The 23,645-nt window shown below is 73.7% G+C and carries 16 protein-coding genes and 13 pseudogenes; 13 read left to right on the top strand and 16 right to left on the bottom strand.

Going from position 1 to position 23,645, the window contains the following annotated elements; all coding sequences use genetic code 11:
- Positions 1-91: 91 nt before the first annotated feature.
- Positions 92-562 (top strand): annotated as a pseudogene (locus QIY60_RS19630) (beta-ketoacyl-ACP synthase); the annotation flags it as partial.
- A 97-nt stretch (positions 563-659) separates the two neighbouring features.
- Here the strand turns inward: QIY60_RS19630 and QIY60_RS19625 are convergent.
- The gene (locus QIY60_RS19625; RefSeq protein ID WP_101388175.1) at positions 660-1,154 is read right to left on the bottom strand and encodes a DUF3145 domain-containing protein; all 495 of its coding nucleotides are present in this window, start codon (positions 1,152-1,154) and stop codon (positions 660-662) included.
- Positions 1,155-1,469: 315 nt separating this feature from the next.
- Here QIY60_RS19625 and QIY60_RS19620 point away from each other — a divergent pair.
- Positions 1,470-2,392: pseudogene (locus QIY60_RS19620) on the top strand (SGNH/GDSL hydrolase family protein).
- Positions 2,393-2,545: 153 nt separating this feature from the next.
- Positions 2,546-3,805: pseudogene (locus QIY60_RS19615) on the top strand (pyroglutamyl peptidase).
- Between the two features lie 275 nt (positions 3,806-4,080).
- On the opposite strand, the gene QIY60_RS19610 reads toward QIY60_RS19615, so the two are convergent.
- Together QIY60_RS19610 and QIY60_RS19605 are read right to left on the bottom strand one after the other, a co-directional pair.
- Positions 4,081-4,512 (bottom strand): hypothetical protein, encoded by a 432-nt coding sequence (locus QIY60_RS19610; RefSeq protein ID WP_283146005.1) that lies wholly within the window; start codon positions 4,510-4,512, stop codon positions 4,081-4,083.
- 14 nt (positions 4,513-4,526) lie between these two features.
- Positions 4,527-4,877: an NAD(P)-binding domain-containing protein gene (locus QIY60_RS19605; protein WP_283143605.1), complete on the bottom strand. Its 351-nt coding sequence runs from the start codon at positions 4,875-4,877 to the stop codon at positions 4,527-4,529.
- Positions 4,878-4,935: 58 nt separating this feature from the next.
- On the opposite strand from QIY60_RS19605, the gene QIY60_RS19600 reads away from it, so the two are divergent.
- Both QIY60_RS19600 and QIY60_RS19595 read left to right on the top strand, forming a co-directional pair.
- The gene (locus tag QIY60_RS19600; protein ID WP_283143604.1) at positions 4,936-5,673 is read left to right on the top strand and encodes a LysR family transcriptional regulator; all 738 of its coding nucleotides are present in this window, start codon (positions 4,936-4,938) and stop codon (positions 5,671-5,673) included.
- Positions 5,670-5,777: pseudogene (locus tag QIY60_RS19595) on the top strand (LysR family transcriptional regulator); the annotation flags it as partial. The gene QIY60_RS19600 and the pseudogene QIY60_RS19595, both read left to right, overlap by 4 nt.
- Here the strand turns inward: QIY60_RS19595 and QIY60_RS19590 are convergent.
- The 3 genes and pseudogenes from QIY60_RS19590 to QIY60_RS19580 all read right to left on the bottom strand — a co-directional run bounded on the left by QIY60_RS19590 (position 5,762) and on the right by QIY60_RS19580 (position 8,346).
- A pseudogene (locus QIY60_RS19590) lies at positions 5,762-6,640 on the bottom strand (EI24 domain-containing protein). The pseudogenes QIY60_RS19595 and QIY60_RS19590 sit on opposite strands and share 16 nt — an antisense overlap.
- 125 nt (positions 6,641-6,765) lie before the next feature.
- Positions 6,766-7,191, bottom strand: coding sequence for an organic hydroperoxide resistance protein (locus QIY60_RS19585; protein WP_283143603.1), 426 nt, complete (start codon positions 7,189-7,191; stop codon positions 6,766-6,768).
- A 114-nt stretch (positions 7,192-7,305) separates the two neighbouring features.
- Positions 7,306-8,346 (bottom strand): NADP-dependent oxidoreductase, encoded by a 1,041-nt coding sequence (locus tag QIY60_RS19580; RefSeq protein ID WP_283143602.1) that lies wholly within the window; start codon positions 8,344-8,346, stop codon positions 7,306-7,308.
- A gap of 116 nt (positions 8,347-8,462) precedes the next feature.
- On the opposite strand from QIY60_RS19580, the pseudogene QIY60_RS19575 reads away from it, so the two are divergent.
- A pseudogene (locus tag QIY60_RS19575) lies at positions 8,463-8,935 on the top strand (MarR family transcriptional regulator).
- On the opposite strand, the pseudogene QIY60_RS19570 reads toward QIY60_RS19575, so the two are convergent.
- From QIY60_RS19570 to QIY60_RS19560, 3 genes and pseudogenes are all read right to left on the bottom strand, one after another.
- A pseudogene (locus QIY60_RS19570) lies at positions 8,904-9,337 on the bottom strand (IS5 family transposase). The pseudogenes QIY60_RS19575 and QIY60_RS19570 overlap by 32 nt on opposite strands.
- Positions 9,338-9,351: 14 nt before the next feature.
- Positions 9,352-9,651, bottom strand: a complete 300-nt coding sequence (locus QIY60_RS19565; protein ID WP_283143601.1) for a transposase — start codon at positions 9,649-9,651, stop codon at positions 9,352-9,354.
- 264 nt (positions 9,652-9,915) lie between these two features.
- Positions 9,916-10,554, bottom strand: a complete 639-nt coding sequence (locus QIY60_RS19560; protein WP_283143600.1) for a hypothetical protein — start codon at positions 10,552-10,554, stop codon at positions 9,916-9,918.
- 200 nt (positions 10,555-10,754) lie between these two features.
- Between QIY60_RS19560 and QIY60_RS19555 the strand changes: the two are divergent.
- From QIY60_RS19555 to QIY60_RS19525, 7 genes and pseudogenes are all read left to right on the top strand, one after another.
- A pseudogene (locus QIY60_RS19555) lies at positions 10,755-11,297 on the top strand (hypothetical protein); the annotation flags it as partial.
- Positions 11,298-11,798: 501 nt separating this feature from the next.
- Positions 11,799-12,831 (top strand): annotated as a pseudogene (locus QIY60_RS19550) (rod shape-determining protein).
- Between the two features lie 71 nt (positions 12,832-12,902).
- Positions 12,903-14,414: pseudogene (locus QIY60_RS19545) on the top strand (GAF domain-containing protein).
- Between the two features lie 201 nt (positions 14,415-14,615).
- On the top strand, positions 14,616-14,927 hold the full coding sequence (locus QIY60_RS19540) for a hypothetical protein (protein WP_283143599.1): 312 nt from the start codon (positions 14,616-14,618) through the stop codon (positions 14,925-14,927).
- Between the two features lie 160 nt (positions 14,928-15,087).
- Positions 15,088-15,513, top strand: a complete 426-nt coding sequence (locus tag QIY60_RS19535; RefSeq protein WP_283143598.1) for a hypothetical protein — start codon at positions 15,088-15,090, stop codon at positions 15,511-15,513.
- A gap of 90 nt (positions 15,514-15,603) precedes the next feature.
- Positions 15,604-17,005: pseudogene (locus QIY60_RS19530) on the top strand (acyl-CoA synthetase).
- Positions 16,998-18,315: pseudogene (locus tag QIY60_RS19525) on the top strand (carboxyl transferase domain-containing protein); the annotation flags it as partial. The pseudogenes QIY60_RS19530 and QIY60_RS19525, both read left to right, overlap by 8 nt.
- A gap of 320 nt (positions 18,316-18,635) precedes the next feature.
- On the opposite strand, the gene QIY60_RS19520 reads toward QIY60_RS19525, so the two are convergent.
- The 7 genes and pseudogenes from QIY60_RS19520 to QIY60_RS19490 all read right to left on the bottom strand — a co-directional run.
- Entirely contained in the window at positions 18,636-19,679 is a 1,044-nt protein-coding gene (locus tag QIY60_RS19520) for a hypothetical protein (RefSeq protein ID WP_283146151.1), read from the bottom strand.
- A complete protein-coding gene (locus QIY60_RS19515; RefSeq protein WP_283143597.1) occupies positions 19,604-19,915 on the bottom strand; it encodes a hypothetical protein in 312 nt (103 codons plus the stop codon). The genes QIY60_RS19520 and QIY60_RS19515 overlap by 76 nt, the downstream gene beginning before the upstream one ends.
- Positions 19,816-20,568 (bottom strand): hypothetical protein, encoded by a 753-nt coding sequence (locus QIY60_RS19510; protein WP_283143596.1) that lies wholly within the window; start codon positions 20,566-20,568, stop codon positions 19,816-19,818. Before QIY60_RS19510 ends, QIY60_RS19515 begins: the two co-directional genes overlap by 100 nt.
- Positions 20,541-21,437, bottom strand: coding sequence for a S8 family serine peptidase (locus tag QIY60_RS19505; protein WP_283143595.1), 897 nt, complete (start codon positions 21,435-21,437; stop codon positions 20,541-20,543). The genes QIY60_RS19510 and QIY60_RS19505 overlap by 28 nt, the downstream gene beginning before the upstream one ends.
- A complete protein-coding gene (locus QIY60_RS19500) occupies positions 21,344-21,715 on the bottom strand; it encodes a S8 family serine peptidase (RefSeq protein WP_283143594.1) in 372 nt (123 codons plus the stop codon). The genes QIY60_RS19505 and QIY60_RS19500 overlap by 94 nt, the downstream gene beginning before the upstream one ends.
- Positions 21,716-21,789: 74 nt before the next feature.
- Complete coding sequence (locus QIY60_RS19495; protein ID WP_283143593.1) at positions 21,790-22,092, bottom strand: hypothetical protein; 303 nt, start codon at positions 22,090-22,092, stop codon at positions 21,790-21,792.
- Between the two features lie 320 nt (positions 22,093-22,412).
- Positions 22,413-23,614: pseudogene (locus QIY60_RS19490) on the bottom strand (MFS transporter); the annotation flags it as partial.
- Positions 23,615-23,645: the final 31 nt, after the last annotated feature.

Genomic DNA, 23,645 nt, shown 5'->3' with positions numbered 1-23,645 from the left:
ACGGCTTCGTCCTCGGCGAGGGCGCCGGTGTCGTCGTCCTGGAGTCGGCCGAGCACGCCGCCGCGCGCGGCGCCGGGTCTACTGCGAGGTACTCGGCCAGGGCCTGTCGGCCGACAGCCACCACATCGCGCAGCCCGAGCCGACCGGCCGCGGTGTCGCGGCGGCCCTGCAGAACCTGCTGGACTCCACGGACCTCAAGCCGTCCGAGGTCGTCCACCTCAACGCGCACGCGACGTCCACCCCGCAGGGCGACGTCGCCGAGATCAAGGCGCTGCGCAAGGTCCTCGGCGACGACATGGACCACATCGCGGTCTCCGCGACCAAGTCCATGACCGGGCACCTGCTCGGCGGCGCCGGCGGCATCGAGACCGTCGCGACGGTCCTGGCGCTGCACCACCGGATCGCGCCCCCGACCATCAACCTCGACGACCTCGACGAAGAGGTCGAGGCCGACATCGTCCGCGGCGAGCCGCGCGCGCTGCCGTCCGGGTCGATCGCCGCGATCAACAACTCGTTCGGCTTCGGCGGCCACAACGTCGTGCTGGCGTTCCGCTCCGTCTGAGACGCGCGCCGAGACTCGCGTACGTAACCGGAAGGGCCCCACCGAGCGGTGGGGGCCCTTTCCGTTACGCACTTTCCGTTACGCGTCGGACGGCGGGTCAGACGACCTGGTGCAGCCAGCGGACCGGGGCGCCCTCGCCCGCGTACCGGAACGGCTCCAGCTCGTCGTCCCAGGGCTTGCCGAGGAGGCGGGCGATCTCGGCCTCCAGGTCGGTCTCGCCCCGCACCGAGCGGGCGAGCGCGGCCCGCAGCCGGTCCTCGGGGATCAGGATGTCGCCGTGGATGCCGGTGACCGCGTGGAAGATCCCCAGGTCGGGCGTGGCGCTGTAGCGCTCGCCCTCGGCCTTGGCGCACGGCTCCGCCGTGACCTCGAACCGCAGCATCTGCCATCCGCGCAGGGCGGACGCGAGTTTGGAGGCGGTGCCGGGCTCGCCCTGCCAGGAGAACTCCGCTCTCCAGGTGCCGGGCGAGGCGGGCTGGCGGATCCAGTCGAGCTGGACGCGCACACCGAGCACCCCCGCCACCGCCCACTCGACGTGCGGGCACAGCGCGCGGGGAGCGGAGTGGATGTACAGAACTCCACGTGTCGTCACCGGGACCTCCAGTGCGGTTCGAGGTTCGCCTTCCCCAGCGGCCTCGCGCCCCTACCGGTCTCGGTCAGGACAGCACCTGACATTCTGCCCCGGGGTTCAACAGTAAACAGCATCGGGAGTTAATCTCCTGAATGGGGACAGTATGTGACGTGATGTAATTTACCGGAGCCGTCTGGCGTGGTTCCTCTGGCTGGACGGGCCAAAGCTACCGCGCGGAGCAGACAGAAAGGTGTCGTACGGTCGGTCCTGGGCCCGGGAAACACGAAGCTTTCACTCGCCAGGACGCCAGGGGCACCCGAGGGAGGGGACCAGGGGATGGACCACGGGACGTTGCCGACGCGCCGAAGCCGCCCCGCGCGGCGCCGCACCGCGGCCGCCGCCGCTCTCACGGCGGTGACGCTCGCCGTCACGGCGGGTGCACCGGCTCGGAACCACCGGCGCGACACCGCGCCGAAGCGGCCCGAAGCCGTCGCCGACACCGACCCCGCACTGGAACCCCGCCCGGCGTCGATCGCGGCCGTGGGCGACTCCATCACCCGGGGCTTCGACGCCTGCATGGTCCTCTCCGACCGCCCCGAGGCGTCCTGGGCGACCGGCAGCGACAACGGTGTGCGGTCGCTGGCCACCCGGCTGCTCGGCGCCGGACAGGCGGCCGCCCGCAGCTGGAACTACGCCAAGACCGGCGCCGGATGTCCGACATCCCGGCCCAGCTGACCCGGGCGGCGGCCCACCGCCCCGAGCTGGTCACGGTGATGGTCGGCGGCAACGACGCCTGCCGCAAATCGGTCGACGGCATGACGTCGGCGGCCGCCTTCCGCGCGGGCTTCGAGACGTCCCTGCGCCAGCTGCGCACCACCCTGCCCAAGACCCAGGTGTACGTGTCGAGCGTGCCGGACCTCAAGCGCCTCTGGTCGGAGGGGCGGGGGAACGCCTTGGGCAAGCGGATCTGGAAGCTGGGCATCTGTCAGTCCATGCTGAGTGATGCGGATGATCTGGGGGCGGCGACCGTCGAGCGGCGGGACGCGGTGTACGAGCGGGTGGTGGCGTACAACAAGGCGCTGAAGGACGTGTGCGCGAAGGACCGCTACTGCCGTTACGACGGGGGCGCGGTCTTCGACTACCGCTTCACCGACGACCAGCTGAGCCACTGGGACTGGTTCCACCCCAGCAAGGACGGCCAGGGCCGGCTGGCGGAGATCGCGTACCGCAATGTGACGGCGGCGAGCCCGCCGAGGTAACGGAGACGGCCGGATCCCTCCCGTGGTTTTCCGTCCCCCTGTTCACACGGGAGTTCCTTCTCGATACTGGCCGCCCAGGCCTCGACGGAAGGATGCGCGGTGGTACGTGTACGGGGTGTACGGGTGGCGCGGCTGGCCCTGCTGGTGGCTTCGATGACGGTGGGCGCCGTGCTCGCGCCGGTCCCGGCGCAGGCGCAGGCCCCGGCCGCGACGGGGGCGCCGCCGACCGTGGAGGAGCGGCGCCTGGACCTGGCCGTACCGCAGGAGATGCTGCGGCGCTCCGGGTTCGACGGCGCGGCTCCCCGGTTCGCACGCGAGCTGAGCGGCGTACGGTCCTACCGGCAGGCCCAGCAGCTGGTCGCCCGCGAGGGCGGGGCGCTGTGGCGGCGGGCCGTGGACCAGGCGCAGGGCCGCGGCCCTGCGGGCGGCGACCTGAGCCGGGACGACGACCGGCCGCTGTACTGGGCGCGGCTGGGGATGACGCGGGAACTGCGGGGCTGGGAGCCGGGGTTCGGCCTGTCGGCGGGGCGGCGGGCGGCGCTGCTGGACGGGTTGGAGCGGTCGTCACGAGGCCAGGACTCTCTTGTCTACGGCTCGGGTTCCGGTTACAAGCGAATCCTGGTCACCGGCTTCGACCCCTTCACGCTCGACCGGGACATCCGGATCAGCAATCCGTCGGGCGCGACGGCGCTGGCGCTCGACGGCACGTGGATCTCGACGGCCGCCGGGCCCGCCCGGATCGAGACGGCCGTGTTCCCCGTCCGCTGGGACGACTTCGCGGCGGGCACGGTCGAGCGGACGCTGCGGCCGGTGCTGCCGAAGGTCGACCTGTTCACGACGGTGAGCCAGGGGCGGTCGGGCGGATCGACGTCGAGCGGTTCAACAGGGCGTGGCGGGGCGGGTTCCCGGACAACGAGAACGTGTCGCGGACGGAGACGGTGCCGGTGTCCGACCCGGCGAGCCAGCCGCAGTGGACGTCGACGACGCTGCCGTACAGGGCGATTGTGGCGGCTCGGACGGGGCCGTTCCCGGTCTACGACCACACGTCGGTGACGGAGATTCCGGTGGGTGGGGCGGGGCCGGTGGTGCGGGACGGCGGTCCTACGCCGGGGTCTGTGGCGCGGGCGGGGGTGGGGGCGACTATCTCTCCAACGAGATCGCGTACCGGGCGACGCTGCTGCGGGATCGGCTGGGGCTGTCCATTCCCGGGGGTCATGTGCACACCCCGGTGCTCCAGTTCGCGCCCGGCAACACGGATCCGTCGACGGGTTCGATCACGGATCCGGAGTTCGTGCGGAACCGGGGGAGATTGTGGGGCAGGTGCGGGCGATAGTGACGACGGCGGCAGCGTCCCCCACCCCGCCCCTTCCCGCTGTGACATTTGCGGCTCCGCCGCGTGGCCTCCGGGGGTAGGTGGGGGCGAAGGCGGCGCTCCCGGGGCTGCGCCCTGGACCCCGTTCGTCTGCGGACCATGTGTGGCTGGTCGCGCAGTTCCCCGCGCCCCTTAGGGAGCTCCGCTCATCAAACGCCGGAGGGCTGGAGGTGCCGGTCTTTAGGGGCGCGGGGAACTGCGCGACCAGCCCCCCCACCCGCAGACGAACGAGGGGTCCGGGGCGCAGCCCCCGGCAGGCCTCAGCCCGCCATCCGGCCGCCCGCCCAGGGCCCTAAGGGAACGGGCGGGGTGGGGGCTAATCCCGGAGGCCGACGGGTCCGCCCCGGCAAGATCCTCCCGCCCCACCAACACCCCCGCACCGCCTCCAACACCGGCAACCCCCCACCCCCGTCGCCAGCGCCACATCCTTCGCCGCCAGCTCCACGGGAAAGTACGCCTCCGTCGCGAACGCCCGCCCCCCCAGACCCCCCACCGGACTCGCCTCCAGCGAAGCCCGCGTCAGCGAAGCCGGCAGGCCAAGCGCCGCGGCCAGGCGCAGGGACTCCGCCACCAGGGCCACCCCGCCGATCACCGCGCTGATCAGCACCAGCTTCAGCGAAGCCCCCGTACCCACCTCCCCGCACCGCGTCACCGACCCCAGCTCGGCGAGCAGTTCGGCCACCGGCTCGGTCTCGCCGCCCGCCAGGATCAGGAGTTCGCCGGTCGCCGCCCGGTCCACGCTCCCCATCACCGGCGCGTCGATCAGCGCGACCCCGTCGGGAGGCGGGATGCCAGTTCGCGGACCGTGTCCGGGCCGACCGTCGACGTGTCGATCCACGTCGTCCCCGCCCGCAGCGCCGGAAGCATCGCGTCCGCCACGGCGAGCGCCGCCGCCGGATCCGCCAGCATCGTGATGACCACGTCGGCGTCACGCACCGCCGAGGCGGGGGTCGCCGCGACCACGGCCCCCTCGGCCACAAGCGCCTCGACCTTGCCCGCCGTACGGTTCCAGACCGTCAGCCCGTACCCCGCCGCGAGCAGCCGACGCGCCATCGGCGCCCCCATGTTGCCCAGCCCCAGAAACGCAACCGTCTTCGTCTTCTCGCTGTTCATGGGACGACGGTACGAAGAGCCTCACCCATGCCACAAGCGAATGTCTAGCATGGAAGCCATGAGCACCCCGCATACATCCGCGCATGCCACCACCCACAGCCTCTACGACGTCTTCCTCCGCGTCGCCTCCGACGGCTCCTTCACCGCCGCCGCCCAGGCCCTCGGCTACACCCAGTCCGCCGTATCGCGGCAGGTCCAGGCGCTGGAGGACGAGTTGGGGAGCGTGCTCTTCGACCGGCTGGCCCGGGGGTGCGGCTCACCGAGGCCGGGCGGGTGCTGGTGCGCACGCCGAGGCCGGACGGGACCGGCTCGCCGCCGCCCGCGCCGAGCTCTCCGCGCTGCGCACGCTCGACGGCGGACTGCTGCGCGTCGGGGCGTTCTCGACCGCCGACGCCGCGCTGCTCCCCGCGCCCTCGCCGCGTTCCGGCGCCGCCACCCCGGGGTGACCCTCGCCCGTACCGAAGGGCCCTCCGTGAAGCACCTCGGGCTGCTCGCCGCCGAGGAGCTGGACATCGCCGTGGTCAGCGCCACCGCCGGGCGCGCCCTCGACGGCTGTGCGCTGCGGCACCTGCTCGACGAGCCGATGTTCGTGGCGATGCCGCAGGACCACCCCTTGGCGGGCCGGAAGCGGCTGCGGCTGGCCGAGCTCGCCGACGAGGAGTGGGTCGCGGGCAGCACCCGGCCCGAGGACACCCTGATGCGGCCGGTCCTGGAAGCCGGGTTCCGGCCGCGCACGACCCTCGTCGTACGGGACTGGATCGCCAAGCAGGGCTTCGTCGCGCCGGGCTCGGCGTGACCCTGCTGCCCGCCCTCGCCGCCGACTCGGTCCGCGCGGACATCGTGCTCGTCCCCGTGCACCCGGACGACGTACCGACCCGGGCGGTCTACGCGGCGACCCCGCACGGCCGCGCCGACTCCCCCGCCGTCGCCGCCTTCCTGGCCGAACTCCGGTCGGCGGCGCGGCAGATCACCCGCCGTCGGACCGCCCATAGGTTCCCCTCCGGCTCCGGCTGCGGCTCCGCCGCCGTCTCGTCGCGCAGGTCCCGCACCATCAGCGTCGCCCCCGCCACCGCCCCCGGCATCAGGAACACCGCCACGAACGGCACCAGGAACGCCAGCGTCGGCGGGACGCCGAAGCCGAGGACCAGCAGGCGGCGCGTGCGCAGCAGGGCGAGGCGGTCCGCCAGCTCCACCCCCGGCGCTGGAGCGCCACCGCCGTCAGCTCCTCGGTGAGGAAGAAGCCGGAGACGCAGAAGCCGATCGCGGGCACCACCGTCTGCCCGACCACCGGCAGGAAGCCGAGGCCGAAGAGGAGAACGCCGTACAGGACGACGCGCGTCAGGACGCGTACAGAGTCACGCGCGGAGATCCACAGCTCGCGCCACAGCGGCAGGCCGGACTCCGGCGCCTCGCCGCCGCTCTCCGCGCGGTCGACGTCCTCGGACAGCTTCTCGTAGAAGGGCTGGCCGACCAGGAGCGTCACCGCGGTGAAGGTGATCACCGCGAGGAACAGGCCGAACGCGAAGACCAGCGCCGTCAGGAACCCCGGAACAGGCTCAGCCACGGCGACGACCAGCCGTCGGCGAACAGGGTCGCCCAGCCGACGAAGTCGTCCGCCCCGTAGGCGAGCCCGGTCAGCGCCGCCGCGTACAGGACCAGGGTGACCAGGCCGGGCAGCAGTCCGACCCCAGGGACCGGCCGTGCCCGGTGACCCATCGCTGCCCTTTGACCAGATAACCGAAGCCCGCCCCGAGATCACGCATGGCCGAACTCTATCGGCCGGTAACCGCCCCTCTCGTACGGGAGTTCCACCGCCGAAGGACGTACGAAGGGCCGCACCCCAACGCGCTGGGGTGCGGCCCTTCGTAGGGATGCGAGCTTACCGGCGTCAGGCGACCGCGAGGTCGACCGTGATGTTGCCGCGCGTGGCCTTCGAGTACGGGCACACCTGGTGCGCCTTCTCGACGAGCTCGCGCGCGGTGGCCGCGTCCACGTTCGGGATGGCCGCGGAGATCTTGACGATGATGCCGAAGCCGTCGTCGTTCTTGCCGATGCCGACCTCGGCGGTGACCGTCGAGCCGGATATGTCGGCGTTCTCCTGGCGTGCGACCACACCGAGGGCGCCCTGGAAGCAGGCGCTGAAACCGGCCGCGAACAGCTGCTCCGGGTTGGTGCCCGCGCCGCTGCCGCCCATCGCCTTCGGCGGGTTCACGACCACGTCGAGCTGACCGTCGTCGGTGGCGACCCGGCCGTCCCGGCCGTTCTCGGCGGTGGCGACGGCGGTGTACAGAACGTCGGACTGCTGGATGGACATGCTGGGTGCTCCTCCTGCTCGTTCCCGGCCGCTCGCGCCCACGGCAGCCGTGATGTGGAAAGACCTTATCGGATGGCGGAAGTCACCCGATAAGGTCTCCAGGAGTGGCGGAGGTCACTGGCCCGGGTCACTCGCCCAGCGAGCGACCATCTTTCCGGTGTTCTCGCCCGGGAGCATGCCGAGGAACGCGTCCACACCGTTGTCGATGCCCGCGACGAACGTCTCGCCGTACTTCAGCTCGCCGGAGGCGGCCCAGCCGGCCACCTCCTGGACGAACTGCGGCTGGCGCGCCGCGTGGTCGCCGACGAGGATGCCCTGGAGGCGCAGCCGCTTGCCGATGATCATGGCCATGTTGCGCGGGCCCGGGGTCGGCTCGGTGTCGTTGTAGCCGGCGATCATGCCGCAGATGGTGGCGCGACCGTGCACGTTCAGCGAGGAGATCGCGGCTTCCAGGTGCTCGCCGCCGACGTTGTCGAAGTAGACGTCGATGCCGTTCAGGGCGGCCGCGCGCGGCTGGTCGCGGACCGGGCCGTTCTTGTAGTTGAAGGCGGCGTCGAAGCCCAGCTCCTCCACCAGCCACTTCACCTTCTCGTCGGAACCGGCCGAGCCGATCACCCGCGAGGCGCCCTTGAGACGGGCCATCTGGCCGACCTGGCTGCCGACCGCGCCGGCCGCGCCGGAGACGAAGACCGCGTCGCCCTCCTTGAAGGAGGCGACGTCGAACAGACCCGCGTACGCGGTCAGACCCGTCATGCCCAGCACGCCGAGGTACGCGGAGAGCGGGGCCAGCGAGGCGTCGACCTTGGTGGCGTGCTTGGCGTCCAGATCGGCGTACTCGCGCCAGCCGAGCCCGTGCAGCACGTGGTCGCCGACGGCGAAGCGCTCGTCGTTCGAGGCCACGACCTCGCCCACCGCGCCGCCGTCCATCGGCTTGTCGAGCTGGAACGGCGGGATGTACGACTTCACGTCGTTCATGCGACCGCGCATGTACGGGTCGACGGACATGAAGAGGTTGCGGACCAGGATCCGGCCCTCGGCGGGCGCGACGACCGGGACCTCGCGGAGCGCGAAGTCGGCCGGGACCGGCCAGCCGTGCGGGCGGGCGACGAGGTGCCATTCACGGCTGGTGGCGGGGAGTGCGGACGGTGCGGACATGAGGGTGCGTCCTCCTGCGGTGCGGGGCCGCCGGATCCGGCGGATTACTTCAGGTACTGAAACAACCATGCTCCTGGATATTTGAGATTGTCAAGTAACTCGGTAGGCTGGTACCCATGGCCATGCGTATGGATCCCCTCACCGTCGAAGTCGTCGACCTCATCGGCTCGGTGGTGGCGCGCTACACGAGGAGTACGAGCAGGCCGCCGCCGAGCACGCGCTCACCGGCGCGCAGGCGCGCGTCCTCGGGCTGCTCTCGCTGGAACCGGTGCCGATGCGGAAGATCGCGCGGAAGCTGAAGTGCGAGCCGTCGAACGTCACCGGGATCATCGACCGCCTGGAGGCCCGCGGCCTCGTCGAACGGCGCCCCGACCCGGCCGACCGCCGGGTCAAACTGGCCGCACCGACGGAGGAGGGCCTGGCGACGGCGACCCGGCTCCGCGACTCCTTGGACTTCGCCCGCGAGCCGCTGGCGGAGCTGTCGACGGAGGAGCGCGCCGTGTTGCGGGACTTGCTGAAGCGGATGCTGGGCACCCCTAGGAGTTGTCGTCAAAGTGTCAGGCCCACATCAGGAGCGATGCGAGGGTGACGGCTGCCTGGTAGGACTCGGCGGTCTTGTCGTAGCGGGTCGCGATGCCGCGCCATTGCTTGAGGCGGTTGAAGCAGCGTTCCACGACGTTGCGCCGCTTGTAGAGCTCCTTGTCGAAGCGGGGCGGGCGTCCGCCCCGGCTGCCGCGCCGGGCCCGGTTGCGCACTTGGTCGGCCGCTCGGGAATGGTGTGGCCGATGCCGCGGTGTCGCAGCCAGGTCCGGATCGCCTTCGAGCTGTAGCCCTTGTCGCCCAGGACATGGGCGGGCCGCACCAGGGGCCGTCCCGGGCCGATCAGGGGCACCCGTATCGCCTGCATCACGGCGGTGAACTGGGTGCAGTCGTTGGTGTTCCCGCCTGTGACCGTGAAGGCGAGCGGTCGGCCGAACGCGTCGCAGGCCAGGTGGATCTTGCTGGTCAGGCCGCCTCGCGAGCGTCCGAGCGCGGGGCGGTGGAGCCCCCTTTTCGGGCCCCGGCGGCGTGCTGGTGGGCCCGCACGACGGTGGAGTCGACCGACACCAGCCAGCCGATGTCACCCGCCGCATCGGCTTTCGCCTGCGCGACCTGGAGCATCCGCTCGAAAGTGCCGTCCTTGGCCCAGCGGCGGAAGCGGGTATGGAGCGTGGCCCACGAGCCGTACCGCTCAGGCACATCCCGCCAGGCCACACCCGTGCGGAACTTCCACACGATTCCGTTGAGGACCACCCGGTCGTCCAACCGCTTCCGCCCCGCAAGGAGGCGGGCAGCAGCGGACAGACGAACTCCCACTCGGCATCGGACAGTTCATGACGACGTATCACCCGACCATGATCCACCACTCAAGATCATTTGACGACACAACCTAGCTGGGCGCCCCTAAGGGGCGCGGGGCTGTGACATTTGCGGCTCCGCCGCGCGGGCGCGACCAGCAGGGACGCCCCGGAGGGGCGCCTTCAGGGGCGCGGGGAACTGCGCGACAAGCCCCACCGACTCGCAGTGAAGCTACAAGCACCACCAGAGGAAGCGGTTGCAGGTCGGCGTCGGCGTGGGGGACGGCTGTGGGGCCGGGGCGGAGTCCGACGCGGACGGCTGAGGCGAGGTCGACGGCAGGGGGAGCCGCCCGGGCCCGTCGGCGTGGGCGCCGGGGCGCTGGGCGCGGTGGTCGGGCCGGTGGCCGGGTGGGAGCCGCCCGGGGCAGGGCGCCGGTTCCGGTGCCGCCCGGCCCGGGCCGCGTACCGCCCGAGGCCGGATGCCTCTTCCCGCGCCCCGTCCCCGCGGGCACCGCGCTCGGCCGCTTGGGCCGCCCGCATCACTCGCGTCGGGCACGGGCGCGGCCGTCTCCTGCGAGATCTGCTCCTCCTCGTGTACGGAGGTGGCGGCGCCGCGCTCGTCCGGCGGCGGCTCAAGGGCGAGCTGGGCGATGCCCAGCGCACCGGCCGCGAGGACCACACCCGCCGAGCCGAACAGCACGAGGCGGCCGCGCCGCTTGCGGGCGCGGCGGCGCGGGCGGGCGGCCCGGGGCAGTTCGCGGCGCGCGCGGCGGTGACCGACGGGGGCCGGGTCCGCACCGGATGCGGCGGCCTCGTACACCCCGAGGTCGATGGTTTCGGCTGCCGCAGCTCCTCCGCGGGGGTGCCGCATCCGGCGCAGGCCAGTGCGCCGTTGAGGTGCCGCCGGCAGGCGTGGCGTAATCCATGGCCAACGGAGGCTATGCGGGGAGCGGTCAACAATTGGGGCCGGGAATGTGCGGATCTTGTGTGGAACCCCGCCTTCCAGGGCGTGTCGGGGGCACGAAGTCGGGCGTTCGGTGCGTTGTCGGTGGGGCCGGGCAGGATGGGGTCATGACGGACGCGCAGCCTCACCTTTTCGGCCCGCTCGACTTCCAACTCGTCCTGCTGCGGCGGATGGCCGACCACCAGCCGGAGCTGGTCGACGACGCCCGCCGCGAGCTGGGGGTGTCGATAGCCGGGATGCGGGAGGCCAACCGCCGCTGGCAGGCGATGACCCGCTCGCCGCGCTCCCGGCGCGGCCGCGCGGTTCCGGTCGGTGCTGGGCGAGCCCGAGACGGTGGTCCCGCGCAAGGTCGGCGACCTGGCGAGGCCCGGCCGTGGCCGGTGCCGCTGGGCCGACGCGGCGGTTCGAGGTGCTGGCCGGGCCGGACGGGACGGTGTGGAACGAGTGGCTGGTCCGCGCCCCGGCGAGCCCGGCCCTGCCCTGGCGACGGCGGCGGACCTGCGCCCGTGGTCCTGCACGGTCGACGAGGCGGCCCGCGCCTCCCCGGCCTGCCCGATGGAAGGCAGCGCCCCCACCCGCTGGCAACGACCGTCCCCGGCGGGGAGAAGTGCGTGGCGGAGTTCTCGTGGGGGTTGCTGCAACGGCTGTTGAGGGTGAGTGGGGGTGCCCGGGGTTCGTCTGCGGGCCGGTGGGGGCTGGCCGCGCAGTTCCCCGCGCCCCTAGGGGGTTGCGGCTCAGCCGGGGTGCGACTTCGGCGGGGCCCGTGCCCCTGACGCTGCCTCGCCGAGCAGCCACCCCCCCCGGGGCGCGGGGAGCTGCCGTCAGCCCCGACGGCCCGCAGACAAAAACAGACCCGGGCCACCCCTCCAAGGGGCGCGGGAACTGCGCGACCAGCCGACGACGGCCCGCAGACAAACGCCGGGCCCAAAAGGGGCGCGGGGAACTGCGCGACCAGCCCCCACCGGCCCGCAGCCGAAAGCGCACCCAGGACCCAGCCCGCACCCCGCAACGCCCGCAGGCACGCCGCACTGTCACCCAATTGGCTCTCGGGAACTCGCACTCCATCAGCCGACGCCCAACCGGCGCATCCCAGCGCGCGCGCACCCCGGGGCCGGACGATTCGATCAAGAGCCGCCAGCGGGAGGATCGCCGTGACCGTCAGTCTGGAGCAGTTGCGCCGTTGCCATGTAGCCGTCGACCTCGGGGCCGCGAGGACGCGCGTATTCGTCAAGGGACTGGGACTCGTCGTGGACGAGCCCAGCGTCGCGGCCGTCAACACCCGTACCGGCGCGCTGATCGCCGTCGGCGCGTTCGCCGAGAAGATGACGGGCCGTACGCCCGACTACATCCGCGTCGCCCGGCCCGTGACCGGCGGGACCGTCGTCGACATCGAGATGGCCCAGCGCATGCCGCGGCATCTGGTCGGCGAGAAGCTGCGGCGCCAGCTGCGGCGCAAGCCGAGGCTGCGGGCCGCCGCCTGCACCCGCACGAGGCCGACCCGCTCGCCCAGCGCGCCGCCGTCGAGACCCTGGTGGGGCTCGGCGCCCGCCGGTCGAGCTGGTCGACACCCTGATCGCGGCCGCGGTCGGCTGCGGACTCCCGGTCGAGCAGCCGACCGCCACCATGATCATGGTGTGCGGCGCGGCCACCACCCAGATCGCGGTGCTCTCGCTCGGCGCGATCGTCACCGCCGAGCGGATCCCGGTCGGCGGCGACGCGATCGACCACGCCGTCATCCAGCACCTGCGCCACCAGCACGAGCTGATGCTGCCGAGCCAGTCCGTGCGCCCCCTCCAGCTCGCCCTCAGCGGCAACGGCTGACCCCGCACGGCCCGCCTCCACCGAGATCCACGGCCGGGACGTCGCCACCGGCCTCGCCCGCTCGGTCCAGGTCGACACCGCGGCCGTCCGCGACGCGATCCACACCCCGCTGACCGCCGTCCTCGACGGCATCAGCAAGGTCCTGCGCGACTGCCCCCCGACCTGGTCGCGGACCTCGCGGACCGGGGGATCATGATGGTCGGCGGAAGCGCCCTGCTGCCGGGCCTGGACCAGATGCTGCGCAAGGCGACCGGCATGCCCGTGGCCATCGCCGAACGCCCGGACGTCTGCGCCATCCTGGGCCTCGGCGCGATGCTGGACGGCAAGATCGAGCCGATGGTCCTCGACCCGCTGGCCGAGTGAGGCGAGGGGCGGCAAGAGAGCGAAGAGAGGGGTGCGGTGCGCGCGGACGACCGGTCCGGGGACGGGGCACCCTGCCCGTCCTGCTCGAAGCCGTCCTCGGCGTCGGCTCGAGCTCGAACTGCACACCACCCTCCAGCACATCGTGGACACCGCGGCCGAGCTGACCGGCGCCCGGTACGGGGCGCTCGGCGTCGTCGACCCCGAGCGCGGCCGGCTCACCGAGCTGTTCGACCGAGCTCACCGACGCCGAGCAGGAGCGGATCAGGGCGCTCCCGGACGGGCGTGCCGGGGTGCTCGGCGCGCTCGTCCAGGACCCGCGGCCGCTGCGCCTCGACGACCTCACCACCGACCCGCGCTCCTCGGGCGTGCCGCCCGGCCACCCGCCGATGCGCTCGTTCCTGGGTGTCCCCATCCGCGTACACACCGAGGTGTTCGGCAACCTCTACCTCACCGAGAAGCGCGGCGGCCCGTTCACCGAGGAGGACCTGACGCTGCTGCGGGTGCTCGCCTCGCAGGCGGGGATCGCGATCGGCACGCCCGCCTCTACGAGACCGCCAGGCGCCGCGAGCGGTGGATCGAGGGCGCCGCCGCCGTCACCACCTCCCTGCTGACCGGCGACAGGCGGCGAACGCGCTGACGACGGTCGCCGAGCAGGCCAGGCTGCTCGCGGACGCGGCGGCCGGTGTGGTGCTCCAGCCCGCCCAGGAGGGCGGGATGGAGATCGTCGCCGCGTCCGCGCCGGACTACCCGGACGACATCCTGGGAACGACCATCGCGCCCGGCTCCCCGTCCTGGTCCAACTGCTCGGCGGCGAGCCGGTGTTCATCGAGGACTCGGCGACCGATCCCCGGATGACCACGCACGTACGGACCCGGTTCGGGCCGAGCATGATGCTGCCGCTGCAGAGCGGCGGCAAGCTCATCGGTACGCTCGCGCTCCCCCGGCGCCGCGGGGCCGAGCCGTACACCGCGGTGGACCGGCTGCTGGCCGCGCAGTTCGCCTCGCAGGCCGCGCTCGCGCTGGTCCTCGCGGACGCGCAGCACAACCAGGAGCGGCTCGCGGTGTACGAGGACCGCGACCGGATCGCCCGCGACCTCCACGACCTGGTCGTCCAGCGGCTGTTCGCGACCGAGATGATGCTGGAGTCGACGCGCCGCCGCGCCGCGAAGGCCTCCGGCGACGACACGGACGAGCTGCTCACCCGGGCCGTGGACGAGCTGGACTCCACGATCCAGGAGGTCCGCACCGCCATCTTCGCCCTCCAGCAGCCGCCCGCCGACGCGCCGACGACCGTACGCGGCCAGGTGCTGCGCGAGACGGACGGCGCGGGGGCGCTGCTGGGGTTCCGGCCGTCGGTGCGGTTCGAGGGGGCGGTGGACGCCGTGGTGGGCGACGCCGTCGCCAGGCGGCTGCTGTCGGCCCTGCGCACCGCGTTGGCCGCCGCGCACCGCCGTCCCGGGGTCTCGTCCGTCGCGGTCGTCGTCGATGCGGCCGCCGTCCTGCCGGACGGGCGTCGCGGGGTGCGGCTCACCGTCACGGACGACGGGGAGAGCGCCGCTGTGACGTGGGAGGCGCCTCTGTAGGGCGGTGGATGTGCGTCGGCGGCTGCGGGCCGTCGTGGGCTGGTCGCGCCCACGCGGCGGAGCCGCAAATGTCGCAGCCCCGCGCCCCTAGGGGGTGCGGCTCTGGGCAACCTGCCGGGGCAATCCGCGTGCCCGTGTCCCCATTCAGCCCGGGTCGATATTCGGATGCGTACCCGGCGGGCATGGCCGGACAGTACCCCCATGAGCAGGATGTGGACGACGGCGGTGGCGGGTGCGGCGGCGGGCCTGGGTGTGGCGATGCCCGTGGGCGCGGTCGGGGTGCTGCTCGTCCAGGAGGGCATGCGCGACCGGCGCGGGGCGGTCGCGGCGGCGTCGGCGGTGGCGGTGGTCGACCTGGCGTACGCGGCGGCGGCGACGGCGCTGGGCCCGTGGGTGGCGTCGACGCTGTCGGGGGTGGAGGCGTGGGTGCGGCTGGTGGCGGCGGCCGTGCTGGCGGGGATCGCGGGGCGGGGGCTGTGGGGGTCGCGGGGCCCGGCGGCGCCCCGGCTGTGACACCCGGCCGAGGGGCGGCCAAGCGAACTTGTGGAAGTCCGGTGCGATACCGCGCCCCTTCAGGGGCGCGGGGCTGTTCATTGTGCGGCTCCGCCGCGATGGGGTTTCCCCCTGTTCGAGCGAAGCCGAGAACTTGGGGGAGCGACCAGCGCCCGTAGGGGTGCGGGGAACTGCGCGAGCAACCCAGCACGGTCCGCAGACGAACGAAGCGGGGTGCAGGGGCCGCGGGCCCAGCAGGAGGTCCGGGGGCGGGGACGGCCGACGGGCTGCCGGGGCCACGCTCCCGGCCCGGTCCCCCGCCCGTACCTTCGGCCGCTTCGCCGCCCTCACCCTCGTCAACCCCACCACCGCCCTCTACTTCACCGCCCTCACCACCGCCCAGGGCAGCACCCTCCACGGCGGCGGCGGCGGGGCCGTGTTCGTCTCGGCCGTGTTCGCCGCGTCCTTCGTGTGGCAGCAACTGCTCGTCGCGGCGAGCGGGTTCGCCGGGGCGCGGATCTCCGACGCGGCCCGGAGGTGGACGTTCCGGCTCGGGTACGGGCTGGTCGCGCTGTACGCCGTCAAGGTGGCGCTGCCGCTTCCTTGATCACGGCGCCGCGTAGGGTTTCCAGTGGCCCTTCAGGGCCGGTGCCGTCGACTGCGAGGAGCCCTTTTCCGTGTCCCTCTCTTTCCCGCGCTGCGAACCGCCGACCGCAAGGGAGCCCTTCGGTTCGGCGAGCGCGCCCTCACCTACGCCGAACTCGCCGGGGCGGCCGGCCCGTTGGCGGCCCGGATCGCCGGGGCCGGCCGCGTCGCCGTCTGGGCGACCCCGACCCTGGAGACGGCCGTCGGGGTGGTCGCGGCGCTGCTTGCCGGGGTGCCCCGCTGAACCCCAAGACGGGCGAGCGCGAGCGGCGCACATCCTGACGGACAGCGCGCCCACGGCCGTCCTGGCCGCCCCCGGCGACCTCCTGCCGCCCGCGCTGGCGGCGCTGACCAGGATCGACGTGGTCCCGGAGGCGGGACAAGGGCCTTTGGCCGACGAGCCCGCCGAGCCCGCCGACGCCGAGTCCCCGCGCTCATCGTCTACACCTCCGGCACCACCGGCCCGCCCAAGGGGGCCGTACTCCCCGGCGGGCGATCTCCAGCACGCTCGACGCGCTCGCGGAGGTCTGGGCGTGGACGCCCGACGACGTCCTCGTACACGCTCTGCCGCTCTTCCACGTCCACGGCCTGATCCTCGGCATCCTCGGCCCGCTGCGGCGCAGCGGCTCGGTCCGGCACCTGGGCAGGTTCTCGGTGGAGGGCGTGGCCCGCGAGCTGACGGCGGGCGCGACGATGCTCTTCGGAGTGCCGACGATGTACCACCGCATCGCCGAATCCCTCGACACCGACCGGAGTTGGCGAAGGCGCCCGCCGGGGCGCGGCTCCTGGTGTCGGGGTCGGCGGCGCTGCCCGTCCACGACCACCGGCGGATCGCGGCGGCGACCGGCCGTACGGTGATCGAGCGGTACGGGATGACCGAGACGCTGATGAACACGAGCGTACGGGTGGACGGCGAGCCGCGCCCCGGCACGGTCGGCGTGCCGCTGCCGGGCGTGGAGCTGCGCCTTGCGGACGAGTCGGACGGCATCGGCGAGATCCAGGTGCGCGGCCCGAACCTGTTCGGCGGCTATCTCAACCGGCCGGACGCCACGGCCGCCGCGTTCACCGAGGACGGCTGGTTCCGCACCGGCGACATGGCGAGCCTGGACGCCGACGGCTACGTACGGATCGTCGGCCGCAAGGCGACGGACCTGATCAAGAGCGGCGGGTACAAGATCGGGGCGGGCGAGATCGAGAACGCGCTGCTCGACCACCCCGGGGTGCGCGAGGCCGCCGTCACCGGTGAGCCGGACGCCGATCTCGGGGAGCGGATCGTGGCGTGGGTGGTCCCGGCCGACCCCCAGTCCCCGCCCACGCCCGAGGAGTTGGCCGGGCACGTGGCCGCCCAGCTCTCCCCGCACAAACGGCCGCGTACGGTCCGCTTCCTGGAGGCGCTGCCGCGCAACGACATGGGCAAGATCATGAAGCGCGCGCTGGGGAACGGGAATGGCTGACCGCCTGAGCGCGAGGGCGGCGATCGAGGCGGCGACGTCCGGCTTCACGGAGCCGCACGCGCCGGAGCGGGAGACGGCGGAGGAGGGCCCGCTGGGGTGGGAGGGGTACGCGGCGTCACGGGCGCGCGCGACGGAACGCACGGGCGAGCGGGAGTCGGTGATCTACGGCCTGGCGGACGTGGAAGGTCGGGCTTGCGTGGTGCTCTCCTTCGAATTCGGCTTCCTGGGCGGCTCGTTGGGCGAGCGGACGGGTGACCGGCTTGAGGCGGCGTACCGGGCGGCGCGGGAGCGGCGGCTGCCGCTGGTCTCGCTGATCGCGACCGGCGGCGGCCGGATGCAGGAGGGCATGGTCGCGCTCACCCAACTCCAGCGGGTGGCCCGGCAGTCCACCTGCTGCGCTCCGCCAGGCTGCCGCAGATCGCGGTCCTGCGCGACCCGACGACAGGCGGCGGCTGGGCCACGCTCGGCGCGGGCGCGGACGTGGTCCCGGCGCTGCCAGGGGCGCAGGTCGGGTTCGCGGGTTCGCGGGTACGGCCCGCCGACGCGGATCCGGCGGCGTACGCGGCGGAGGGGCAGCTGGCGGCCGGGGCGGTGGACGCGGTGGTGCCGGTGGCGGGGCTGCGCGGGGTGCTGGGTCGGTGGCTGGGGCTGCTCTCCGGCGGGGTCCCGGGCGGCCCGGTGGCCCCGGCGGAGGTGCCTTTCGCGCTCGGCGGGTCGGGCCTGCCGGGGACGGGGTGGGAGGCGGTGTCGCAGCCGCGCTCGTCGTCCTGCCCCCGGGCGACGGCGTACCTGGACGCGTACTTCACGTTCCGCCTCCCCGTCGGCGGGGACCGGTGCGGGGGTGTGGATTCCGGGATGCTGTGCGGGTTCGGGGAGCGGGGCGGGCGTACGGTCGCGTACGCGGCCCCGACGGCACCGCGACCCGCCCGGCGGGCTACCGCACCGCCGCCCGCCTCCTCCGCCTCGCCGACCGCCTCGGCGTCCCCGTCCTGACCCTGGTCGACACACCGGGCGCGGCGAACGACGCGGCGGCGGAGCGGGCGGGGCAGGGCGCGGCGGTCGCGGACTGCTTCGCGGCTGTGGCGGGGGTGGGGGTGCCGGTCACCACGCTGGTGATCGGCGAGGGCGGGTCGGGCGGGGCCCTCGCCCTCGCCTCTCCCTGGCGTACGTGGGTGACGCCGGACAGCTACTTCTCCGTGATCGCGCCGGAGTTGGCGGCGGCGATCTTGAAGAGGGGGTGGGAGGTGCGGAGCACTGCGGACCAGTTGGGGGTGCGGCCGCGGGATTTGGTACGCCTGGGGGTGGCCCGGGGTGGTCTCCCCCACCCCGGCCCCTTCCCTGAACCCTCCGGGGGTGGGCGGGGGTGGAGGTGGCTCTCCCGGGGGCGCCCCCGGCCCCCGGGCCTTGGTTCGTCTGCGGACCGTACTGGGTTGCTCGCGCAGTTCCCCGCGCGCCTAAAAGCACCCCTCCGGGGCGCCCGGGGATGCCGCGTAGCGGCATTCAAGGGGCGCGGGGAACCGCGCGACCAGCCCCCACCGACCCGCAGACGAACCGGGGTTCCGGGCGCGGCCCGGCGCCCGCCGGAGGGCTTTCGGGAAGGGGCGGGGTGGGGGCAAAACAGCAGGTCAGCCTACCCCCACCGCCCGCACCACCTCCGCCGCACCGCCCCACCCCCGTCATCCCCGCCGCCCCCGAAGCGACACGAACCGCACCCCCGCCGGCACCCGCAACTCCCCCGCCACGCCGCAGAACCCGCAGAACCCGCACCCACACGCGACAGCCCCACCGCCCCCCACGTCACCCCGTCGTCGTGCGACACCTCCAGCGACGCCGAGTCGATCCGCCCCGTCCCCACCGACGCCCCCGCCACGTACGACGCCCGAAGCCCCACCGGGACCCGGCGCCCCGAGACGTTCCCCGACAGATCCGTCAGGACGTCGAAGGCCAGGTTCAACAAGGGAAGCGTCGTCGCGCGGTCGGCCGGCGTCTCGGCGGAGCGGAACGTCCACTCGGCGCGGCCACGGGTGGACAGCCGCCACACCGAGGGGTCCAGCGTGGTGTCCGTGGTCGCCCGGAAGGTGTGCGGCGCGGGGTCGACGCCCCACGCGTACGCCCCCGAGCCGGTCCGCCGGTCGACCTGGACCCCGTCCACGTACACCGACGTGACCTGCGTCATCGACGACCGGCTCCAGACGTCCCCGAACCCCGTGTGGTCGAAACCCCCGTCCCCCCACCCCGGCGTGTTGAACTGCAGGTCGTTGCCCGTGCGCTGCTGCCCCAGCCCAGGCCCGTGCCGAGCCGGGGTGCCACACCGGGCCGAACCAGTCCAGCGCGGTCCGGGTGCCGCGTAGGCCACCAGGCCGCTGCGCTCCTCAAGGGCCGACTCGCCCAGCGTCACCGACTCGTGCCAGCGCTGGCCGGGGCCGGTGCTGACGTAGTCGGTGCGCCGCACCGGGTACGCGATCCGCTCCGCGAAGCCGAAGCCGATCAGGAAGGCGCCGGTGATCGAGTAGCGGAACTCCCCACCCGTGGCCGGGCCGGCCGGCGCGTGGAACGCCGTCTCCACCGTGGCCAGTTCACGCCCACGCGGCCGGTACGTCAGATCGCGGTCCGGGACGGCGCCCGGATGGCCTTCGGAGAGGTCGTAGACGTACGGGGTGTAGCGGGTGCCCACCAGACGGCCGTACCGCCGGCGGGAACCTCCCGCAGCCGCGCCGCGTCCGCCGCGTTCACCGACGCCACCGCCAGCGGCGCGGCCGCGCCCTCGTCCGTGCCGAACCACTCGCTGAGGCGGCCCGGCGCGTCGTCCGTCACGAACAGCGCGGCCACGCCCGCCCGTTGGGCCGCCGCGGCCTGCTGCCGCCGGGTGACCCCGGCGGCGGCGCGGACGACGACGGCCTTGCCGCGCACGTCCTTGCCCGCGTACTCGGCCTCGCTCCCCGTTCCGGCGTCCGCGACCCCACCCGGCGATGCCCGTCGAACGGCGTCGAGCCCGCCTGCACCAGCGCGTCGCCGAGCCGCTTCCCGCCCGCCTCGACGTCGAGGAGCGGCTTGCCGAGCCGCCAGACCGTGCGGTACTCGAAGGTGCCGGTGCGCACCTTCCGCGTCGGCGCCGCGAAGACGCTGTCGTACGCGACCGGCACCTGCACCGCGCCCGAGACGGTCGCGCCGTTGGCGCTGCGGTCGTACTCCATCAGCAGCTGGCGCGTCTCGGTGCGCCGGTCCACGTCGGCCCGCAGCTCGCGCAGCCGCCGCCCGTCCAGGGTGATCTCGCGGTCCCGGTCGAGCACGACCTCGGGGTCGGAGAGGTAGCCGAGGCCGAGGGAGTCCTCGCCCTTGCTGCCGCGTACGTCGAGGAACGAGTCGACGGTGTACGTACCGGGCCTCAGCCGCAGGGTGAGCGTGCCGGAACCGCCGACCGTGGCCCCGAACGGGTCCTGGCCCTGGGCGAGTTGCTGTACGGAGAGGTTCGCGGGACTCGGGGCGCCGTCGCGGTCCTTGACGTGCACGGTGAGGTCGTACCGCTCCTCCTCCTTCACCAGCTCGAACGCGGTGTGCGCCACCGGCTTCCGTCGACGGACGCCGTGACGCGGCCGCCGGTCCGCCCCACGGCCGCGTGCGTGCCGTCGCCGGTGACGGTGGTGTGCGCGGTGCCGTGGGCGGGACGGTGAGCCCGGTGTCGGCGAGGGAGACGGCACCGGCGGCGCGCCTCGTCGACGGACAGCGTCAACCGCACAGCCGTGTCCGAGGAGTTGGTGTAGGTCAGCGTCCGCGTCACCGGCTTGTCGTCCCCGTACGGCCAGCGCACGAAGCCCAGGTCGGCGCTGCCGGTCGCGGTGACGGACGCGGTGGTCGCGGCCGGGACGTCGACGCGGCCCGCGCCCAGCGCGTACGGCTCGGCGTCCAGCACCTTCGCCGTGGACATCAGCGCGTCCTTCAGCCGCTGCCCGCTCCAGTCGGGGTGCTCCTCGGCGAGCAGGGCCGCGACGCCCGCGACGTGCAGGGTGGCCATCGAGGTGCCGCTCATGGCCGTGTACGGGCCCGATCCGGCCGTGTACTGGGAGCGGGCGGCCAGGATGTCGACGCCGGGGGCGGAGAGGTCGGGCTTGAGGGCGTTGTCGCCCAGGCGCGGGCCCTGGCTGCTGAAGTAGGCGACCTGGTCGGCGGAGTCGACCGCGCCGATGGTCAGGGCGGCGTCAGCGGCGCCCGGGGAGCCGATGGAGGGGGCGCCGGTGTTGCCCGCCGCTATGACGAACAGGGCGCCGGTGTCGCGCGAGAGCGTGTTGACTGCCTGGGCCATCGGGTCGGTGCCGTCGCTCGCCTCCTGCGAGCCGAGGCTCATCGAGACGACCTTGGCGCGGACGTCCTCGGCGGCCCACTCCATCCCGGCGATGATCTGCGACTCGGATCCGGAGCCCGCGTTGGAGAGCACCTTGCCGACGGCGAGGTCGGCGCCGGGCGCGACCCCTTCTCCTTGCCGTCGGATGCGGCGCCGGAGCCGCCGACCGTGGAGGTGACGTGGGTGCCGTGGCCGCTGCGGTCGGCGACCTCCTCGCCCTCGATGAAGGACTTGGTCGCGCTGACGCGGCCGGTCAGGTCGGGGTGGGCCGCGTCGACGCCGGTGTCCAGGACGGCGACCTTCACCCCCTTGCCGGTGAGCCCGGCGGCCCACGCCTGCGGGGTGCCGATCTGGGCGTTGGACTCGGCCATCGCGGCCGACGCGGCCGTCGAGCCAGACCTTGGCGATGCCGCCGGAGGCGGCGCCGCGCGTCTTCGGGCACCGGTCAGGGCGCGCCAGAACGCCCCGTCCCCGGCGGCCCGGACGGCCGCGCCACGGATGCTGGGAAGCGTACGGACCGGCTGGCGCCGGGCGGGAGGGCGTCATGTACGGAACGGCCCTTCCCGTACGTGACGATGAGCGGCAGCGCACCGCCGCCCAGCCCCTGCTCGATGAGCCCGCTGACGTCGAAGAGCCGGGGATCGAGAGTCCCGTCGGCGAGGTACGGCCGGGCCTCGTCCGGGACGACGCGGACGCGGCCGTCGGCGGTCCGGCTGCGTACGGCCCCGGTGCCGCGCGGCCGCTCCACCGTGACGGTCTTCCGGCCGCCGCCGAGGTCGGTGACGGTGACCTTGTCGCCGGTGACGAGCGTGACGGTGTGCGCGGCGGAGGCCGTGTTCCTGCGGGAGCTGCGGGTCCTGCGGAGAGCCGACGGCAGGGCCCGCGGGGACCAGGACGAGTGCGAGCCCGATCAGGACCAGCCGGGCCCACGTCTCCCGGGTGCTCTGGTCATGAAGACTGCCCTCTCTTCGCCGGGGTGGTGCGAAGAGTGTCGGGCGTTTCATGCCCCCGGAGGGTGAACTTCCGTGGCGGATAAGCGACTTGGCAGCAACCCGCCAGGTCCTGCCGTTACGCCTCGGGGTCGCGGGAGTCGTACCGCGCGAACCGGCGGCGGGTGACGCCGAGCAGCGTCACCGCGAGCACGCACGCGAGGCCGCCGCCGGTGACGGCGACCGTGGGCGAGGCGAGGTCGGCGGTGGTGCCCGCGAGGAAGTCCCCGAGCCGGGGCCCGCCGGCGACGACCACGATGAAGACGCCTTGCAGCCGCCCGCGCATCTCGTCCGGCGCGGCGACCTGGAGCATGGTGTTGCGGAACACCATGGACACGGTGTCGGCGCACCCCGCGAGGGCGAGGAAGAGCAGCCCCAGCCAGAGGTTGCGGGTCAGCCCGAACACGGCGATCGCGGCGCCCCACGCGCCACGGCCAGCGGATCGCGAGCCCGTGCCGGTGGATGCGGCTGAGCCACCCCGAGAACACCCCGCCGAGCAGCGCGCCGAGCGCAGGCGCGGCGACCAGGGGCCCGGTGGTGCGGGCGTCACCGCCGTACCAGAGCGCGGCGACGACCAGGAACAGAGCGCGGGGTGCGCCAGGATCATGGCGCAGAAGTCGGAGAAGAACGTCATACGCAGGTTGGGCCGGGTGGCGAGGAAGCGGAACCCGTCGAGGACGGAGGCCCGCTTGGCGGCCGTACGGTCCCGGTCGGGCAGCATCGACGGCGGCCGCCACGTCGCGTAGAGGGAGGCGGCGAAGGTGACGGCGTCGATGAGGTACGCCGACTGGTACCCGGCGAACCCGACGATCAGCCCGCCCAGCATCGGGCCGAGCAGGGTCCCGAGGTCATGGTGATGGAGTTGAGCGCGTTGGCGGCGGACAGCTGCTCGGGAGGCAGCAGCCGGGGCATCATGGAGGACCGAGCGGGCCCGTTGAGCGCGGCGCACACGGACTGCAGCGCGACGATCCCGTACAGGAACCACACGTGCGTGAACCCGGCGATCGCGGCGGCGGCGAGCCCCGCCGAGAGCACGGCGGATCCGGACGCACTGGCCAGCCCCAGCCGGCGCCGGTCCACGGTGTCCGCGATCGCCCCGCCGTACAGCCCGAACACCATCAGGGGTACGAGCGAGAACAGCCCGACGAGCCCGACGCTGAAGCTGGACCCCGTGATGTCGTACACCTGAAGCGAGATCGCCAGGGAGGTCATTCCCTGCCCGACCCACGAGATGGTGTTCCCGAACCACAGCCGGCGGTAGTCCGGCGAACTGCGGAGGGGGTGAGGTCGGCGAGTATTCGGGTTCTGGTCG

The sequence above is a fragment of the Streptomyces sp. BPTC-684 genome, assembly GCF_030028635.1.
Lineage (GTDB): Bacteria > Actinomycetota > Actinomycetes > Streptomycetales > Streptomycetaceae > Streptomyces > Streptomyces noboritoensis.
This window is presented reverse-complemented; position numbering and strand designations above follow the sequence as displayed.

What these genes read in the sequence shown, in the direction of transcription:
- QIY60_RS19580 (WP_283143602.1), bottom strand. Translation starts at nt 8,346, where the DNA reads ATGTCCGCACCGTCCGCACTCCCCGCCACCAGCCGTGAATGGCACCTC.
- QIY60_RS19600 (WP_283143604.1), top strand. Translation starts at nt 4,936, where the DNA reads ATGAGCACCCCGCATACATCCGCGCATGCCACCACCCACAGCCTCTAC.
- QIY60_RS19500 (WP_283143594.1), bottom strand. Translation starts at nt 21,715, where the DNA reads ATGGCCGAGTCCAACGCCCAGATCGGCACCCCGCAGGCGTGGGCCGCC.
- QIY60_RS19610 (WP_283146005.1), bottom strand. Translation starts at nt 4,512, where the DNA reads ATGGGGAGCGTGGACCGGGCGGCGACCGGCGAACTCCTGATCCTGGCG.
- QIY60_RS19560 (WP_283143600.1), bottom strand. Translation starts at nt 10,554, where the DNA reads ATGCGGCACCCCCGCGGAGGAGCTGCGGCAGCCGAAACCATCGACCTC.
- QIY60_RS19605 (WP_283143605.1), bottom strand. Translation starts at nt 4,877, where the DNA reads ATGAACAGCGAGAAGACGAAGACGGTTGCGTTTCTGGGGCTGGGCAAC.
- QIY60_RS19585 (WP_283143603.1), bottom strand. Translation starts at nt 7,191, where the DNA reads ATGTCCATCCAGCAGTCCGACGTTCTGTACACCGCCGTCGCCACCGCC.
- QIY60_RS19540 (WP_283143599.1), top strand. Translation starts at nt 14,616, where the DNA reads ATGAGCAGGATGTGGACGACGGCGGTGGCGGGTGCGGCGGCGGGCCTG.